This window comes from Desulfotruncus alcoholivorax DSM 16058 (genome assembly GCF_000430885.1).
In the GTDB taxonomy this organism is placed as follows: Bacteria; Bacillota; Desulfotomaculia; order Desulfotomaculales; family Desulfallaceae; genus Desulfotruncus; species Desulfotruncus alcoholivorax.
The window spans coordinates 1-16,079 of record NZ_AUMW01000035.1; the positions used below are offsets into that span (position 1 = coordinate 1).

Genomic DNA, 16,079 nt, shown 5'->3' on the forward strand with positions numbered 1-16,079 from the left:
TTACTCGTTGATGCCGGTGACAACGCCGGCGCCAACGGTGCGGCCGCCTTCACGGATGGCGAAACGCAGACCTTCTTCTATGGCGATCGGTGTAATTAGTTCGATGTCCATTTTAATGTTGTCGCCGGGCATTACCATTTCAACGCCCTCGGGCAGTATGGCCACTCCGGTTACGTCGGTGGTCCTGAAGTAGAACTGTGGACGGTAGCCGTTGAAGAACGGGGTATGGCGGCCACCCTCTTCTTTGGTCAGTACGTATACTTCAGCGTTGAATTTGGTGTGGGGCTTGATGCTGCCCGGTTTTGCCAGCACCTGGCCGCGCTCGATTTCTTTACGGTCTACGCCGCGCAGCAGGCAGCCTACGTTGTCGCCGGCTTCGCCTCGCTCCAGAATCTTACGGAACATCTCTACGCCGGTTACGACGGTCTTGCGCGGTTTTTCATTTAAGCCTACGATTTCTACTTCTTCGCCAACTTTGATCGAGCCGCGCTCAATACGACCGGTGGCCACGGTGCCGCGCCCGGTGATGGTGAATACGTCTTCTACGGGCATCAGGAACGGTTTGTCGATGTCACGCTCGGGGGTGGGAATGTATTCGTCTACGGCGTCCATCAGTTCCCAGATGCTCTTGCACCATTCGCATTCGCGTTTGCCGCAGCCGCATTCCAGTGCTTTTAGGGCTGAGCCGGTGATGACGGGTACGTCGTCGCCGGGAAATTCGTATTGGGAGAGCAGTTCCCGCACTTCCATGTCCACCAGCTCGAGCAGTTCGGGGTCGTCGACCATGTCGGCTTTGTTCAGGTAGACTACGATGTAGGGCACGCCGACCTGACGGGAGAGCAGGATGTGCTCACGGGTCTGGGGCATCGGACCGTCCGCCGCGGATACGACCAATATGGATCCGTCCATCTGGGCGGCGCCGGTGATCATGTTCTTGACGTAGTCGGCGTGACCCGGGCAGTCCACGTGGGCGTAGTGGCGTTTGGCTGTCTCGTATTCTACGTGAGCGGTGTTGATCGTGATCCCGCGCTCTCTTTCTTCCGGAGCGTTGTCGATTTCGTCGTACTTCTTAACTGCGGCCTGGCCCACTGTCGCTAATACGGTGGTGATGGCGGCGGTCAGGGTTGTTTTGCCGTGGTCAACGTGACCGATGGTCCCAATGTTTACGTGCGGTTTGGTCCGCTCAAATTTAGCTTTTGCCATGTTTTTTGGATTCCTCCTTACAAGCACGTTTGATTAACCGGTTAGTTTTCACCTAACTAATAATTATTTCCACTTTATCTACTTTTTATATCCACCATCCCAAATACCACCAATTTATTCTATACATTTAATAGATTTCCTTCCGGAAAAATAAAGAAAAATAGCTAAATGAAAAATAAAAAAGCCAGCTTTTAAGGCTGGTTTCTAAGGTGGTAGCGGCGCAGGGACTTGAACCCCGGACACTGCGGGTATGAACCGCATGCTCTAACCATCTGAGCTACGCCGCCACGTATTTAAAGTTAGATATTGGATGTTGGATGTTGGAGTCAAATTAGGAATCCGGCATGCCGAATTCCTTCTTATCCAGCCTCTAACTTCCAACCTCTAAATTCTAATGTGGAGCCACTAACCGGGCTTGAACCGGTGACCTCATCCTTACCAAGGATGCGCTCTACCTGCTGAGCTATAGCGGCATTTGGTTGCGGGGGGGGGATTTGAACCCCCGACCTTCGGGTTATGAGCCCGACGAGCTGCCAGCTGCTCCACCCCGCGTCAACAAAAGTTATTATATCATATTTGTTAAATCAAGTCAAATCCAAAATCAGGTTATTGGTGGAGAGGGCAGGATTCGAACCTGCGAAGGCGTCGCCGGCAGATTTACAGTCTGCTCCCTTTGGCCACTCGGGAACCTCTCCACGTTATTTATTTAAACCCGGCCAAGCCGGATTTTATGCTGGAGCCGGCGATGGGACTCGAACCCGCAACCTGCTGATTACAAGTCAGCTGCTCTGCCAATTGAGCTACGCCGGCACTTGCGACAAAATTTATTATAAGTTATATACATTTGGTTGTCAATAAGCGATTGGTAGAAATCGTTGGTAACTAAATACGAAAAGGGACACACTTCCTTTTAGGGTTGGCCTTAGGGTCGGAGGTATGTCCCCAAATAGTGTTTCGCCATTGAGATTGCTTCGCTGCGCTCGCAATGACAGTAAGGGAAATTGCGCAGCGCGCGGAGGGAACCACGGGAGCGCCGGTCACAGGTAACGTGAAAATTTTTTAGGTAGCCGCGCATATGGCCCACAGCATCATTAAAAAATGAAAAACCGGGGTACGTTTTAGTATCCCGGTTCAATATTACGCTTCCCGCTTTTCCAGATAACGTTCAAGTTTACGTTTTACTCTTTGCAATGCGTTATCTATAGATTTTACATGGCGCTTTAAATCTTCAGCAATTTCCTGATATGACTTTCCTTCCAAATAAGACATTAAAACTTTCCATTCCAGTGAACTTAAGATCTCACCCATTTTTTCCTCAATATCGTCAAACTCTTCCCGGCTGATGATCAATTCTTCAGGGTCGGAAATCTTTGAACCGGATATAACATCCAGCAGGGTACGGTCGGAATCCTCATCGTAAATGGGCTTGTTCAGGGATACATACGAATTCAACGGGATATGTTTTTGCCTGGTAGCTGTTTTTATTGCCGTGATTATTTGACGGGTAATACATAACTCCGCAAAAGCCCTAAAAGACGACAACTTGTCCATGCGAAAATCGCGAATAGCCTTATAAAGGCCAATCATACCTTCCTGGATAATATCTTCCCGATCCGCCCCTATTAAAAAGTAGGAACGGGCTTTGGCACGAACAAAATTCTTGTACTTATTAATTAAATATTCAAGTGCAATGTCGTCACCCTCGCGAGCAAATTCCACGACCTCTTCATCGATCATTAACTGAAAATCGCTGGAAGCCTCCCTTTGGGCGTTCAAATTCAACAGTATACCCCCCCGCCTAAATTTCCCCGAAAAACCCAAAACAAAAAATCGCCCTCATCTATTCAATAATATTATTTTCCAGGCACCAGCCCAGTCAGATGATGGGGCAAAAAGCTAAATAATTAATCAATTTCTATATTTACAAGCAATATTATAACTGCAGGGGGAAGGCTCGTCAAGTTAAATTGCTGCCTGTACATCCAGGTTAGCCCTATTCTTTTTTCCTTCTCCACTGTTCGAAAATCTGGCGCAAATGGCCTGTTAAACGGTTCTCCAGATAGCCCTCGGTGGGGTTTCTTTGGGTGAACGGCTCCTTTCCCTCCGCCCTAACCTGCTGAACTCGCTTGCGAAGTTCTTTGGGGGTCATGCGGTAAGCACCGCGGCCAAAAATTATACGCTGCTCATCCCAGTCCGAGGTAACTACCCTGATATACCCGTCCCTGGGCATTTCACCAACCAAACGTTCGATCAGCGAATCAGCAGTCTCATCTTCTCGGGTGTAAATGACTTGTACTCCGTTAACATCTACATGTCTTTCTGCGTTGTGCCTGGACCGGTGAGCGTCAAATACCACTATCACCCTGTCTCCGCTGAACCCGGCGTAATCAACAAGTATATCCACCAACCGGTCCCTGGCATGCTCAAGGCTTTCCTCCTTGAGTCGAGACAGATCGGTCCAGGCGTGTATCACGTTATATCCGTCCACCACGATATACTCATTCATCTTACTTTCCACTTCTCTGGCGCACCGCTTCAAACAAAACAAGTGCTGCGGCCACCGAAGCATTCAGCGAATTAACCTTTCCCGGCATGGGGAATTTAACCAGCATATCGCATTTTTCTTTTACCAACCGGCCCAAGCCTTTGTCTTCGCCGCCGATTACTATTGCCAGCGGCCCATCCAGAGGAGTTTCCCAGATTACCTGAGATGCTGAAGCATCGGCGCCTACCACCCAAATACCGCGTTCTTTTAAAAGGTTTATTGTTTGAACCAGATTATTTACCCTTGCCACCGGCAAAAACTCCACAGCGCCTGCGGAGGCTTTTACTGCAGCCGGGGTTAGTGCAGCCGCACGCCGCCTGGGTATAACCAGGCCATGGGCTCCGGCTGCGCATGCAGAGCGAATCACCGCGCCAAGGTTGTGAGGGTCGGTAACCTCATCAAGCAATATTAATAGAGGATCTGTATCTTTAATATTGTCTAATATATCTTCCAAATCAGCATATTCATGGGGGGATACCCGGGCCACTATCCCCTGGTGGGCAGTGTCAGGCAGCAAGCGATCCAGAAAATTTTTTTCCACCTGCTGAACGGGCACCTGCTTGTCCCTGGCCAGCCTGGTAACTTCCGCAACTGTGGCTGGCTTCAATCCACGGGCCAATAAAATCTTGTTAATTGACCTTCCCGATTTTAAAGCTTCGCAAACCGGGTTCCGGCCGGCAATAGTTTCTTCCATTACTTCACACCCCGGCAGGCCAACCTGGTTCTCCGGACTCTAGAAACGCCGGATTTTCAAGGTTAACACAATTATCATTATTGTTAAACAACAGTCAATCACAAGCGGCTGAATTTTTCCCTGACCTCTGCCTGTTTTCCACAAGACATCCTGCCTTCAGGACAAGGACCGGCAATACACCGGGGACCTGCCTCCCGAAAAATAACGGGCGCGACCCGGCGCACCAGTCTTAGCATTTCAGTGGCCAGACTTCTAATCTCCCACTGGGCCCTGTTGCAGCAGCGTACGGAAAAGAAATGCATTAACTGCCTTGCATTCATAGTAACAACCAGTTTGGTTTCGGCCGCGTTAGGCAACACAAATCGGGCATCCTCTTTGGCATATTCGCCGTGGGCAGCCAGTTTGTCCAGCCAATAATCATACCACTGCTGGATTTTTTCCATTTGCCTTTGAAATTCCCGCACCTCGTCGTCTCCAAGCTCAATAATTCTTGGTGGAATAACGTAATTAAAAACACCGCCGCCCCCGCTATTTTCAAGGCTGCCTTCACCCACATACCGCTGGGACTTAACGCTGAAACTGGCAATCCTGTGCCGGGTAATTTGAGCTAAAAGGCTGCGGGACACTCCTTCTATCCCAAAAGTAAAATTTGCATGCTCAACTGGTGAAAGGTGACCCATATCAGTCAGCTTTTTCACAAATTCAGACTGATCTTTTGATGAAACTCCTGCTTTTAAATCGGCAATACCGGCTGGTGAATAACAAAGCTTGGCGGCCATCGCCACAAGTTCTTCCGGCTCCTCCGAGTAACGAAGCAACTCCACTTTCAGCTCCGTCCTCCCCATACATTATTCCCCCGTATCTATGTATTTAGCAAGCTTCTTAAAAGCGAGCCTAAATAATATTTATTGTTTGGGCTCGCTTGATTCCAGCTCGCTTTCTATAACCTGCCGGGCCAGTGCCAATATTTCTTCAAGCCTGACCCAATCCCGGCTTAAATACAGATAGCCCACCAGGCATTCAAATCCGGTGCTGTGGCGGTATTCGATGATACTGTCTCCTCTGGGACCATGACCTGATTTGGCATTCCTGCCGCGCCGGGCCACAGCTTCTTCAGTTTTGCTGAGCCGCCCTTCGAGAGCATGAAAGATCATGGCCTGGGTAGAAGCGCGAACACGGCGGACTGCTTCACGGTGAAGTTTATTTACCTTGGCCGGACCACGGCCGACAAGATATTCCCTAACCGCCAGCTCGTACACCGCATCACCAACATAGGCAAGCACAAGGGCGGAAAGCTCGTCTGGATTAACATTTGAATCAACAAATCCAAACATATTATCCTTGCTTTTTCCAACGCACCCCGGAGGGGGTGTCTTCCAGGATGATATTTAAATCCTTTAAGCGTTCGCGAATGCGGTCTGCGGTGGGCCAATCCTTTTTTTTCCGAGCTTCCTGTCTTATCTCTATAATCAAATCAACCAGACTCTCAACCAAACCTTCACTTTCACCGCCGGTGCCTTGTATGGCAATTTTCCCGTTTTCAGTTTTAAATACACCCAAAACACGGTTAAAGTCAATGAACAGCTCACGGGCTTCGGATAAAGCCGCATACTTTTCCGCCACCCCGGCAAAAACATCTTTATGCAGGCTGGAATTAATTTCACGGGCCAGATCAAACCAGGTACCAATGGCCAGAGCGGTGTTGAAATCATCATCCATAGCTTTTTCAAACTCGCCGCGCAATTCATCCAGACGTAATGAAAGCGTGGGGTCAGGTCTTCCACCCGCCCCGGAATCATACCCTACCAAAGCCTCTTCAAGCAAATTAAAGCTGGTTTTCAGCCGTTCCAGTCCCCTGGAAGCAGCGGTTAATTTTTCATCGTCAAAATCCAGCGGGCTGCGGTAATGCGTTCCCAAAAGGTAAAAACGAACCACTTCCGGGGCAAATTTAGCTAATATATCACGTACAAGAAAGAAGTTGCCCAGGGATTTGCTCATTTTTTCCTGGTTGACGGTAATAAAGCCGTTATGCATCCAATACCTGGCAAAAGGAGCCCCTGATGCAGCCTCGGACTGGGCAATTTCATTCTCGTGATGGGGAAAAATCAAATCAAAGCCGCCACCGTGGATATCGAAATTTTCGCCCAGATATTTCAGAGACATGGCGGAGCACTCAATGTGCCAGCCCGGCCTGCCCTTGCCCCAAGGACTGTCCCAGGCCGGTTCCCCCGGCTTGGCGGCTTTCCACAGGGCAAAATCCATGGGATCCCGCTTTAGCTCGTTTACGTCGACCCTGGCCCCCGCCTGCATATCTTCCAAGGTCCGGCCGGATAACTTGCCGTAGCCCCCAAACTTGCGAACTTCGTAATAAACATCCCCGCCGGCAGCATAGGCATAGCCTTTATCAACGAGTGTTTTGATCATATTAATTATCTCATCCATGTGGCCGGATACTTTGGGGTGAATATCAGCACGCATAACATTTAAAGCATCGGCATCTTTAAAGTACTCATTTACATAACGGGACGCCAGGCTCAGCGGGTCTTCCCCCAACTCCCGGGCCCGGTTGATTATCTTATCGTCTATATCCGTAAAGTTTTGTACATAAAAAACGTCGTAGCCTTTATACTTTAAATAGCGGCGCACCGTATCAAAGACAACTATTGGACGCGCGTTCCCAAGGTGGATGAAATTGTATGTGGTCGGCCCGCACACATACATGGCCACCTTGCCGGGTTCCCGCGGCACAAATTCTTCCTTGCGCCTGGACAGGGTATTATATATCAACACTACTCCCAATCCCCCTTGTGTTAATCAGGCATTCAGAACTCAGTAATCAGCATTCAGTAATCTGCTCATCTTTTGTGATCGCCGGTTCTCCCATGCCGGCTCCAACTCCCGATTAGTTACCACCATTATTTGTTAACACACTGATCCGAGCCGCCCCTTGAGTTCTTTTCCAGCTCCAATAAACGACTTTCCAGCACCTCAATGTTTTTTTGCAGGCTGTACATGGCCTCTGCTATGGGGTCTGGCAACAGGTCATGTCGCAAATCAATAGACTCCGTTCTCGCCATACCAACTTTTTCGCCGTCCCGGATGACCACTTTGCCAGGCACCCCTACAACTGTGCTATTTGGCGGCACTGGTTTCAACACAACGGAACCGGCACCGATTTTACTATTTTTCCCCACGGTAAATGAGCCAAGTATTTTGGCCCCGGCACTGATTACCACATTGTCCTCGATGGTCGGGTGCCGTTTACCCTTTTCCTTGCCCGTACCCCCCAGGGTTACCCCCTGGTAGATGGTAACGTTATTGCCTATTTCCGCGGTTTCACCAATTACCACCCCGGCTCCGTGGTCAATAAAAAGACCTTCGCCAATTTTAGCCCCGGGGTGAATCTCAATTTGAGTAAGGGCTCTGGCTATCTGAGAAATCAGGCGCGCAATAAAGAAAAAGCGGCGGCAGTAGAAAAAATGAGCCACCCTGTGCAGTATAATCGCATGCAGCCCGGGATAGCAAAACAGCACTTCCAGCAATGATTTGGCGGCCGGGTCCCGCTCAAACACCGCATTTATCTCTTTTCGGATCCGACCGAGCAACTGTATCCCCCCAACATTTTAAACTATTTCAAGCCGGCCAGCAGTAGGATGAATAATAGATACCATAGGCAAGGTGATCCGGTGGTTTCCCGGAGTAAGCGGAACACTGGATGTTTTTCTAAAATAGCAACAATCAATGCCCTGCAACATCCAGTGCCGTTTCCAGCCTGCGAATCGCCGCACTGTTGCCCAGGGCGGGAAGCAGGTGATACAATTCGGGCCCACGGGTTTTACCTGTTAAAGCAGACCTTAAAGGCAAATAAACCTTCTTACCCCCAAGTCCCAAATCCTTGGGCAGCTTTTTCAACAAGCTTTTGGCCGCTGCCTCATCCATATGCGCAGAAGTCATTGCAGCTAATTTGTCAATAACCGCCCGCAGCACCGTGGGGGTTTCTTCCCAAGACAGAACTTGACGCGCTTCTGGGTCACTATATTCAGGATCGTTAAAGAAAACATCTACATAGTCGTTAATCTGGGCCAGATATTCCAGGTAATCGCGAACCGCCACCACCACCAACTGCACCTTTTCCATGGTTTTGTCATCTGGGTTCTCGGAAAGATACCCCGCTTTTTGTAAAAAAGGCACAGCAAGCTTGGCAATTCTTTCTACGGGGCTGGTTTTAATATAATGGCCATTGAGCCAGTTTAACTTATCCAGGTCAAAAACCGCCGGGCTTTTCACCACCCGGTCAAGGGAAAACTGGCTGCATAGCTCCTCCAGGGAAAAGACCTCTTGTTCCTTGCCCGAAGACCAGCCCAGCAAAGCCAGAAAATTGGCCATAGCTTCCGGCAAATATCCCAAATCACGGTATTGTTCAATAGAAGTGGCTCCATGCCTTTTACTCATCTTAGAACGGTCTTTGCCCAAAATCAGTGAAACGTGGGCAAATTCCGGCATAGGCCAATTAAAGGCTTCGTAAATTAAAACCTGCCGCGGAGTGTTGGAAAGGTGCTCCTCGGCCCTGATCACATGACTGATGGACATCAAATGATCGTCAACCACCACGGCAAAATTATAGGTGGGTATCCCGTCAGACTTAACAATTATATAGTCGCCAATGCCATCACATTCAAAACTGACTTCTCCCCTGACAATATCGTTAATGATTATGTTTCTTCCCAAAGGAACTTTAAATCTAATTACCGGCTTGCGCCCCTCTTTTTCCAGACGTTCGCAATCTTCCGGCGTCAAATCACGGCACTTGCCTGTATATCGCACCATTTCACCGGCAGCCAATTGCTGCTCCCGCTGGGCCGCCAGTTCCTCTTCGCTGCAATAGCACTTGTAGGCCAATCCCCGTTCCAGCAATTGGTTGGCATAACGGATATAAATGTCCAGGCGTTCTGTTTGCCTGTACGGGCCGTTTGCCCCACCCACTGAAATCCCCTCATCCCAGTCCAACCCCAACCAGCGAAGTGAAGACAATATATTCTCTTCTGACTCCCTGGAAGATCGGTCCAAGTCTGTATCTTCAATCCGGACGATAAATTTGCCGTTGTAACGGCGCGCGAACAACCAGTTAAACAAGGCGGACCGGGCCCCGCCAATATGTAAAGGCCCCGTCGGGCTGGGTGCAAATCTTACTTTAATCTCTTTAAAATCATTCAACCAGGTTCACTCCTTAACAATGTCGTTTTTCGACAATTCATTATATCACTGCCCGTTTAGGGCTAGCAACTTTTAACATAATAAAAACCGCATCCCAAGAGGATAACGGTTTATTACTATTGGCGGCGTAAAACCAAAGCTATCGCCTGGGCGGCGATACCCTCGCCAAGTCCCTCAAAGCCAAGTTTTTCGGTAGTGGTTGCCTTAACATTGATAATCCCGGGATCAACGTGCATTACCCCGGACATATTCCGCACCATTTCCCCTATGTAAGGCGATAATTTGGGAGCCTGGGCAATTACCACGGCATCCACGTTACCAACTTCCCACGCTGACGAATTGACGTGGTCAACAACCCGCTTTAGCAGTACCAGGCTTGATATCCCTTTATAACGCGCATCGGTATCCGGAAAATGTTTACCGATATCACCAGCCCCAACGGCACCCAGCAAAGCGTCCATTACCGCATGGACTAAAACATCCGCGTCGGAGTGGCCATCCAACCCCAGGTGGTAAGGTATCTCAACCCCCCCCAGAATCAACGGCCTACCCGCCACCAACCTGTGCACATCATATCCTATACCCACCCTCAACAAACCCACCCCCAAGATAAAGTGATTCGGCTATGATCATATCTTCCGGTGTGGTTATTTTAATATTGGAGTAGTCGCCACGAACCAGTTTGACTGGCTTGCCCAGCCGCTCTACCAAGGATGCATCATCGGTCCCGACAAATCCGTCCTCTGCAGCCCTCCGGTGAGCTTCGATCAACAGTTGCAGTTTAAAAACCTGGGGTGTCTGAACCTGCCACAGCATTTCCCGGGGCAGCGTTTCCCGAACCAAACCATCGCCACCCGCAACCTTTACGGTATCCTTTACGGGAACGGCCAGTGTGGCAGCCCCCCACTTTCCGGCTTCCCGAATGGCTTCCAATATATGCCCGCGACGCACCAAAGGCCGCGCACCATCGTGCACTATAACCATTTCTACGCCGACAGGCAGGGCTAATAAGCCCTGCCCCACTGAGTCGCGCCTGTTGGCGCCGCCAGTTACAATTTTAATGACATGGTCTTTAAGCAGATGTCTTAGCTGTTCCCTAAATCTATCTTCTTCACCGGGCGGGACCACCAGGATTATTCCCTCAACCGGCACTTCCAGTAATACCCTCAGGCTATGTTCCACCACCGGGCGTCCCGCCAGGTCAATCAGCTGTTTGTTGACGCCACCCATTCGCGTGCTGCCGCCTGCTGCCGGCACAAGTGCATAGATACTATCCAAGCACGTTCACCTCTTTGTATCTTTGAGCATCGGGGTGCGGCACATCACTTCTTTTATCGTTTTTGGGTTTGGCGAAAATCATTCGTCCCGCGGCCGTTTGCAGCACACTGGTGACGGTAACGGTAATAACCTGATTCATATGTCTTTTACCGCCGTCTACAACAATCATCGTTCCATCGTCGAGGTAAGCAACGCCCTGGCCACTTTCCTTGCCTTCCTTGACCACCTGCACCACCATCTCTTCCCCCGGCAGCACTATTGGTTTTACAGCGTTGGCAAGCTCATTAATGTTTAATACTTTTACACCATGTAATTCAGCAACTTTATTTAAATTAAAATCATTGGTAAGAATTTTGGCGCCAATTTTTTGAGCCAATTTGACCAGTTTGGTGTCTACTTCAGCGGTTTCGTCAATACCCTTTGTGTTTTCATAAATTACCACTTTCACACTGGAACCTTTTCGTAAATCATTCAATATATCCAGTCCCCGCCGGCCCCGGTTTCGCTTTAATAAATCGGAGGAATCTGCAATATGACGGAGTTCTTCCAGTACAAATCCGGGCACCAACAATGTTCCCTCAATAAAACCGCTGGCGCACAAATCAGCTATTCTTCCGTCAATAATAACACTGGTATCAAGAATTTTTTGAGACCCGACATGCTTTCCGTCCTGAACAAGCTTATCCTTGGAACCGCCAAACCTTGATATGCTACCAAGAGCTCCCATAATTTCTTCACGTTTTTTAACACTCACAGCCATCCCCAGGTAACCAAGAAGAATGGTTACCATTATCCATATAATCTTACCTATAAAACCCATAAAGGAAAAAATGGTGCCCAATAAATTAGCTATTATGAGTCCGATAATCAGCCCCACTGAACCCATCACCAGGTCCTGAACGGGTGTCCTGCTGAGCATTTGTTCCAATAATGCAGTCAGCCAGAGGGAAATCTTAATAATCCAGGGAGTCAGGATAATACCTAAAATCATACCGGTCAGAGTAGTTAAGCCAATAAAGCCCGGACCAAGTTGAGGTATGGCTTCCGGCAGGGGAATCAGGTCCTGACCCACAAGATAAGTTCCAACATAGAACCCGGTAGCGGCAAAAAGTAAAGCGATAAAAACATAAATCATTTTTCTAGCCATGTTTCTCTCTTCACCTCCTTTCCACCTGAAAAATGTTGTGGCTGTGTTCCCTTTCCTTATGCATCACTGGCGGAGAGCTGCCGGCCCTCCGCCATACAATTTCATTCTGCCGGTGCCGTACTGGCGGCACGGGATCCTATTTCCTGTTAATTATTATTTACACAGGTATTTTATTCTATTATGGATGATCTTGATATTTGTTTCAACTCTTTTTGGATAATTTTTCCGCTAAATAAAAATACGCCGGCTTCTGCCTGGCGTATTTTTATGCGAAAGCACCTTCTACCATTGTTTTTGCGTAGTCCTCCGCCATTTCCGTGGCCAGGACCAACTCACTGATCAGTATCTGCCTGGCATTCTCCAGCATCTTTCTCTCACCGGATGAAAGACCTTTTTCCCTGTCCCTGCTAATCAGATTTCTTACTACTTCTGCTACTTCGTAGATATTTCCGCTTTTTATCTTTTCCAGGTTGGCTCGATATCGCTTATTCCAGTTTTCAGACATGTTAGTGGATTTATCGCGCAGTATTTCCAAAACCTTTTCCACCCCATTATCGTCTATTACTTCGCGCAGTCCGACTTCCTTGCAGGTGGCAATTGGAATCATTACTTTCATATCACCAACCGGTAATCTGAGTATATAATACTGCCTGGTCTCCCCGAGAACTTCCTTCTCCTCTATGGCTTCGATAATTCCGGCCCCGTGCATTGGATAAACAACCTTATCTCCGATTTTAAACAATTCCCGGACCTCCTTACCATTTTCACATCATAAATATAACACAAAAAATGACCATTGTCAAGGAAACCTAATATTTTAGCATAGCATATAGCCCATGTCAACAGCATTTTTGGAAGGTCACCGGTTTGACAGGACAAGCAGCTCACCGTTATAATTACAGCAGGTTGTTAATAGCAAAGGAGTTGAAACCGTTTGCTCAAAGATATTATTTATGACGAATTTCAAGATACGGTTTCCGAATTACTACTCTGCAATAGAAGCATCCTGGATCTTTTGGCCAAATCACAGGAAACCAATGCAAGGTTAAATAAGGCCATCATTAAATCGGTAACCAGCTGCGGGTGTTTAAAGATAAACGCCAATAAAAAGAAAATCCCCACCGACACACCCCTGGAAGAGTTGAAAAGTCTGCTGGAGTCGCACCTGGAAGGCGAGTTATGCGAATATTGCAAGGAATCCATAGAAACAGAGATGGGCCGCACATTTTTTTATCTGGCCGCCCTTTGCAATCTACTTGATCTGAACATGTATGATATACTGCTAAAGGAACAAAAACACATCAAAACTCTGGGCCTGTATAATCTTGCATAGTGTTATTATTCGACAAGCATCTCTAATTTCCTTCAATGTAATATCAACCTAAAATTACAAAAACAAAATATTGTGGGCGCCAATTACAGCGCCCGCTTGTTTTTACCTGCACAGAAAAATTTATGGTAAATTATGAAACAATATGCCGCTCCTGGGTAAGCTGGTCGCGATACCTTTGCAGCCCTTCCTTAATGGACCGGGCCCGCACCTCGCCAATACCTTCCACTGCGTCCAGCTCCTCTATTGTAGCACCCAGTATCTTGCGCAATGATCCAAATTCACGCACCAGGTTTTCCACCACTTGCATGGGCAGTCTGGGTATTTTCTCCAAAATACGGTAGCCTCTGGGAGCCACGTTCTGGTCTAAAACGCCGGTCCCACCAGGGTAACCCAACGCCCTGGCAATTAAAGACAGGTCAAGCAAGTCTTCTGCCGGCCAACTGCCGATCATTTGCATGATACTGGCCGGCGACTTATCCCCGATTTTAGTGGCGTAATCCCGAACTATTAGGCGTCCTTCTTCCTCAACGCTGGCTACCAGCTCTTCAAGCTGCATTGTAATTAAACGTCCTTCTGTGCCAAGTTCACTTATATACCTTTCAATTTCCTTGACCACCCGTAAAACCATTTCAGTACGCTGAATGGCTTTGGTCACGTCGAACAGGGTTACAGCTTCATCAAATTCCAGGATGCTGAGGTTTGTCACTACCCTATCCAGCACCGCACGATACTTTTCAAGGGTTTGTATGGCTTGGTTGGCCTTATTTAAGATAACGCCCAGATCCTTTAAAACATATTTAAAATTGCCTTTATAAATAGTTATCACACTGCGGCGCTGAGATATGGAAATTACCAGCGAGTTAGTCTGCTTGGCAACCCTTTCCGCAGAGCGATGTCTGATACCCGTTTCACTGGAGGGTATACTAAGATTGGGAATCAATTGGACATTAGCTGCAATAATTCTCGAAATATCCTCACTAATGATAATGGCACCGTCCATTTTGGCCAGCTCGTACAGGTTTGCCGGTGTGAACTCAGCATTGACTGCAAACCCGCCTTCCGCCAGTTCCATAACTTCGGGACTATCACCAATCACCAGCAAGCCGCCTGTTTTAGCCCGCAATATATTCTCCAATCCTTCCCGAAGCGGTGTGCCCGGTGCGACGATGCGCAGAACTTTAAGCAACCTGGTGTCCACTTTGCTCCCCCTTTATAATCTTATAAGACGCTCTATTTATATTTTATTCTTTATATAAAAATATGGTCAAATGCATCAACTAAAGTTTTAGCTTCTAAAATTTTAATATTAAAAACGTCGTCTGGAATATTTTTTTGATGAGGTACAATACACCTTTTAAAACCCAGTCGCGCCGCTTCTCGAATCCTTTTGTCCAAAGCCGTGACCGGCCTCAATTCCCCGGTTAAGCCCAGTTCGCCCATTACGGCGGTTTTACTGTCAATAACCCGTTCCCGGAAGCTGGAAGCTAATGCCGCGGCAACTCCTAAATCCGCAGCAGGCTCATCTATTTTTACTCCGCCAACCACATTGACATACGCATCGCAGTTGCCCATCATTAATCCCAATCTTTTTTCCAGCACAGCAATAATCAAGGCAGTCCTGTTGTGGTCAACTCCTGCCGTCATGCGCCGCGGTACACCAAACGAAGTCGGACATACCAGTGATTGGATTTCTACAAGCAGGGGGCGTGTCCCTTCAATTACTGGCACCACAACCGCCCCGGCCACGTCCCTGCCCGCATGCTCATCCAAAAAAAATGAAGATGGATTAACCACTTCCCTAAGACCGCAACCAGACATCTCATAAATACCTATTTCGTTGGTAGAACCAAATCTATTCTTAACACCGCGCAATATTCTAAGTGACTGATTACGTTCTCCTTCAAAATATAAAACTACATCAACCATATGTTCCATGACCCTGGGACCGGCAATCATGCCTTCCTTGGTCACATGCCCGATCACAAATATGGAAAGCGAGCGTTCCTTGGCCAGACGCATCAACCTGGCCGTACACTCCCGCACCTGGCTGACGCTGCCTGCAGCGGATGCCATGTCCGGCCCGCACATAGTCTGAATCGAGTCAATAACCAGCAGCGAGGGGTCCACCAAACCAACCTGTTCTTCAATAATTTGCAGGTCGGTTTCCGTATAGGCAAATAGCTTCGGACAGGATATCTCGAGGCGATCAGCCCTGAGCCTGATCTGACGGGTAGACTCTTCCCCGGAAACATACAGCACTTTTTTCCCAGTGGCTCCGACCAACCCGGCGACTTGCAGCAACAAAGTTGATTTTCCGATGCCCGGGTCGCCGCCAAGCAGCACCAGGGAACCGGGAACCAGTCCGCCACCCAAAACGCGGTCCAGCTCGGCCATACCCGTAGAACAACGTTCCCCCTCAACCGGTTCTACTTCAGTAACCGGCAGCGGGCGGTTACCACCTCCAGCTTCATTGTTCCTTTTGACTGTCCCCCTGGAAACTACTTCTTCGATATAAGTATTCCATTCACCGCACCCGGCGCAGCGACCCAGCCAGCGGGAGGTTATATGCCCGCAAACATTGCAGAAATACCTTGTTTTAGCAGACATTGCAAATCCTTTCGAAAATTTATCTAGTAATTATAACATAAATTAGCAGTAAAAATAT

Annotated in this window: 16 protein-coding genes and 5 tRNA genes; 1 reads left to right on the forward strand and 20 read right to left on the reverse strand. The window is 48.3% G+C overall.

What is annotated here, in order from left to right; translation table 11 throughout:
* The 18 genes from tuf to H569_RS0115070 all read right to left on the reverse strand — a co-directional run bounded on the left by tuf (position 1) and on the right by H569_RS0115070 (position 12,823).
* Entirely contained in the window at positions 1-1,203 is a 1,203-nt protein-coding gene (gene tuf, locus H569_RS0114985; protein ID WP_027365234.1) for an elongation factor Tu, read from the reverse strand.
* Between the two features lie 210 nt (positions 1,204-1,413).
* A tRNA-Met gene (locus tag H569_RS0114990) sits at positions 1,414-1,490 on the reverse strand.
* A gap of 110 nt (positions 1,491-1,600) precedes the next feature.
* Positions 1,601-1,676: transfer RNA gene (locus tag H569_RS0114995), tRNA-Thr, on the reverse strand.
* A gap of 3 nt (positions 1,677-1,679) precedes the next feature.
* Positions 1,680-1,755 (reverse strand) — tRNA-Met (locus H569_RS0115000).
* Positions 1,756-1,813: 58 nt separating this feature from the next.
* Positions 1,814-1,898: transfer RNA gene (locus H569_RS0115005), tRNA-Tyr, on the reverse strand.
* Between the two features lie 39 nt (positions 1,899-1,937).
* Positions 1,938-2,013: transfer RNA gene (locus tag H569_RS0115010), tRNA-Thr, on the reverse strand.
* Positions 2,014-2,340: 327 nt separating this feature from the next.
* Positions 2,341-2,985, reverse strand: coding sequence for an RNA polymerase sporulation sigma factor SigH (sigH, locus tag H569_RS0115015; protein ID WP_027365657.1), 645 nt, complete (start codon positions 2,983-2,985; stop codon positions 2,341-2,343).
* Positions 2,986-3,196: 211 nt separating this feature from the next.
* The gene (locus tag H569_RS0115020) at positions 3,197-3,721 is read right to left on the reverse strand and encodes an NYN domain-containing protein (RefSeq protein ID WP_309294794.1); all 525 of its coding nucleotides are present in this window, start codon (positions 3,719-3,721) and stop codon (positions 3,197-3,199) included.
* Positions 3,711-4,442, reverse strand: a complete 732-nt coding sequence (gene rlmB, locus H569_RS0115025) for a 23S rRNA (guanosine(2251)-2'-O)-methyltransferase RlmB (RefSeq protein ID WP_027365659.1) — start codon at positions 4,440-4,442, stop codon at positions 3,711-3,713. The genes H569_RS0115020 and rlmB overlap by 11 nt, the downstream gene beginning before the upstream one ends.
* A 98-nt stretch (positions 4,443-4,540) precedes the next feature.
* A complete protein-coding gene (thyX, locus tag H569_RS0115030) occupies positions 4,541-5,287 on the reverse strand; it encodes an FAD-dependent thymidylate synthase (protein WP_027365660.1) in 747 nt (248 codons plus the stop codon).
* Positions 5,288-5,347: 60 nt separating this feature from the next.
* A complete protein-coding gene (locus H569_RS0115035; protein ID WP_027365661.1) occupies positions 5,348-5,776 on the reverse strand; it encodes a Mini-ribonuclease 3 in 429 nt (142 codons plus the stop codon).
* Between the two features lies 1 nt (position 5,777).
* On the reverse strand, positions 5,778-7,232 hold the full coding sequence (gene cysS, locus H569_RS0115040) for a cysteine--tRNA ligase (RefSeq protein ID WP_027365662.1): 1,455 nt from the start codon (positions 7,230-7,232) through the stop codon (positions 5,778-5,780).
* A 125-nt stretch (positions 7,233-7,357) separates the two neighbouring features.
* Positions 7,358-8,047, reverse strand: a complete 690-nt coding sequence (gene cysE, locus H569_RS0115045; RefSeq protein ID WP_027365663.1) for a serine O-acetyltransferase — start codon at positions 8,045-8,047, stop codon at positions 7,358-7,360.
* 133 nt (positions 8,048-8,180) lie between these two features.
* Positions 8,181-9,656 carry a glutamate--tRNA ligase gene (gene gltX / locus H569_RS0115050; RefSeq protein ID WP_027365664.1) on the reverse strand — a complete coding sequence of 492 codons (1,476 nt, stop codon included), beginning with the start codon at positions 9,654-9,656 and terminating at the stop codon, positions 8,181-8,183.
* A 116-nt stretch (positions 9,657-9,772) separates the two neighbouring features.
* Positions 9,773-10,249, reverse strand: a complete 477-nt coding sequence (gene ispF, locus H569_RS0115055) for a 2-C-methyl-D-erythritol 2,4-cyclodiphosphate synthase (RefSeq protein WP_027365665.1) — start codon at positions 10,247-10,249, stop codon at positions 9,773-9,775.
* Positions 10,227-10,934 (reverse strand): 2-C-methyl-D-erythritol 4-phosphate cytidylyltransferase, encoded by a 708-nt coding sequence (gene ispD / locus H569_RS20570; protein WP_051273689.1) that lies wholly within the window; start codon positions 10,932-10,934, stop codon positions 10,227-10,229. The genes ispF and ispD overlap by 23 nt, the downstream gene beginning before the upstream one ends.
* Positions 10,927-12,081: a PIN/TRAM domain-containing protein gene (locus tag H569_RS0115065; protein ID WP_027365666.1), complete on the reverse strand. Its 1,155-nt coding sequence runs from the start codon at positions 12,079-12,081 to the stop codon at positions 10,927-10,929. The genes ispD and H569_RS0115065 overlap by 8 nt, the downstream gene beginning before the upstream one ends.
* Before the next feature lie 265 nt (positions 12,082-12,346).
* A complete protein-coding gene (locus H569_RS0115070) occupies positions 12,347-12,823 on the reverse strand; it encodes a CarD family transcriptional regulator (protein WP_027365667.1) in 477 nt (158 codons plus the stop codon).
* Between the two features lie 192 nt (positions 12,824-13,015).
* Here H569_RS0115070 and H569_RS0115075 point away from each other — a divergent pair, with 192 nt between their 5' ends.
* Positions 13,016-13,414, forward strand: a complete 399-nt coding sequence (locus tag H569_RS0115075; RefSeq protein WP_027365668.1) for a nucleoside triphosphate pyrophosphohydrolase family protein — start codon at positions 13,016-13,018, stop codon at positions 13,412-13,414.
* A 130-nt stretch (positions 13,415-13,544) separates the two neighbouring features.
* Here the strand turns inward: H569_RS0115075 and disA are convergent, their stop codons facing one another.
* Both disA and radA read right to left on the reverse strand, forming a co-directional pair.
* On the reverse strand, positions 13,545-14,612 hold the full coding sequence (disA, locus tag H569_RS0115080; protein ID WP_027365669.1) for a DNA integrity scanning diadenylate cyclase DisA: 1,068 nt from the start codon (positions 14,610-14,612) through the stop codon (positions 13,545-13,547).
* Between the two features lie 50 nt (positions 14,613-14,662).
* The gene (gene radA, locus H569_RS0115085) at positions 14,663-16,021 is read right to left on the reverse strand and encodes a DNA repair protein RadA (RefSeq protein WP_027365670.1); all 1,359 of its coding nucleotides are present in this window, start codon (positions 16,019-16,021) and stop codon (positions 14,663-14,665) included.
* Between the last annotated feature and the right edge of the window lie 58 nt (positions 16,022-16,079).

What these genes read in the sequence shown, in the direction of transcription:
- H569_RS0115065 (WP_027365666.1), bottom strand. Translation starts at nt 12,081, where the DNA reads ATGGCTAGAAAAATGATTTATGTTTTTATCGCTTTACTTTTTGCCGCT.
- radA (WP_027365670.1), bottom strand. Translation starts at nt 16,021, where the DNA reads ATGTCTGCTAAAACAAGGTATTTCTGCAATGTTTGCGGGCATATAACC.
- thyX (WP_027365660.1), bottom strand. Translation starts at nt 5,287, where the DNA reads ATGGGGAGGACGGAGCTGAAAGTGGAGTTGCTTCGTTACTCGGAGGAG.
- rlmB (WP_027365659.1), bottom strand. Translation starts at nt 4,442, where the DNA reads ATGGAAGAAACTATTGCCGGCCGGAACCCGGTTTGCGAAGCTTTAAAA.
- H569_RS0115035 (WP_027365661.1), bottom strand. Translation starts at nt 5,776, where the DNA reads ATGTTTGGATTTGTTGATTCAAATGTTAATCCAGACGAGCTTTCCGCC.
- tuf (WP_027365234.1), bottom strand. Translation starts at nt 1,203, where the DNA reads ATGGCAAAAGCTAAATTTGAGCGGACCAAACCGCACGTAAACATTGGG.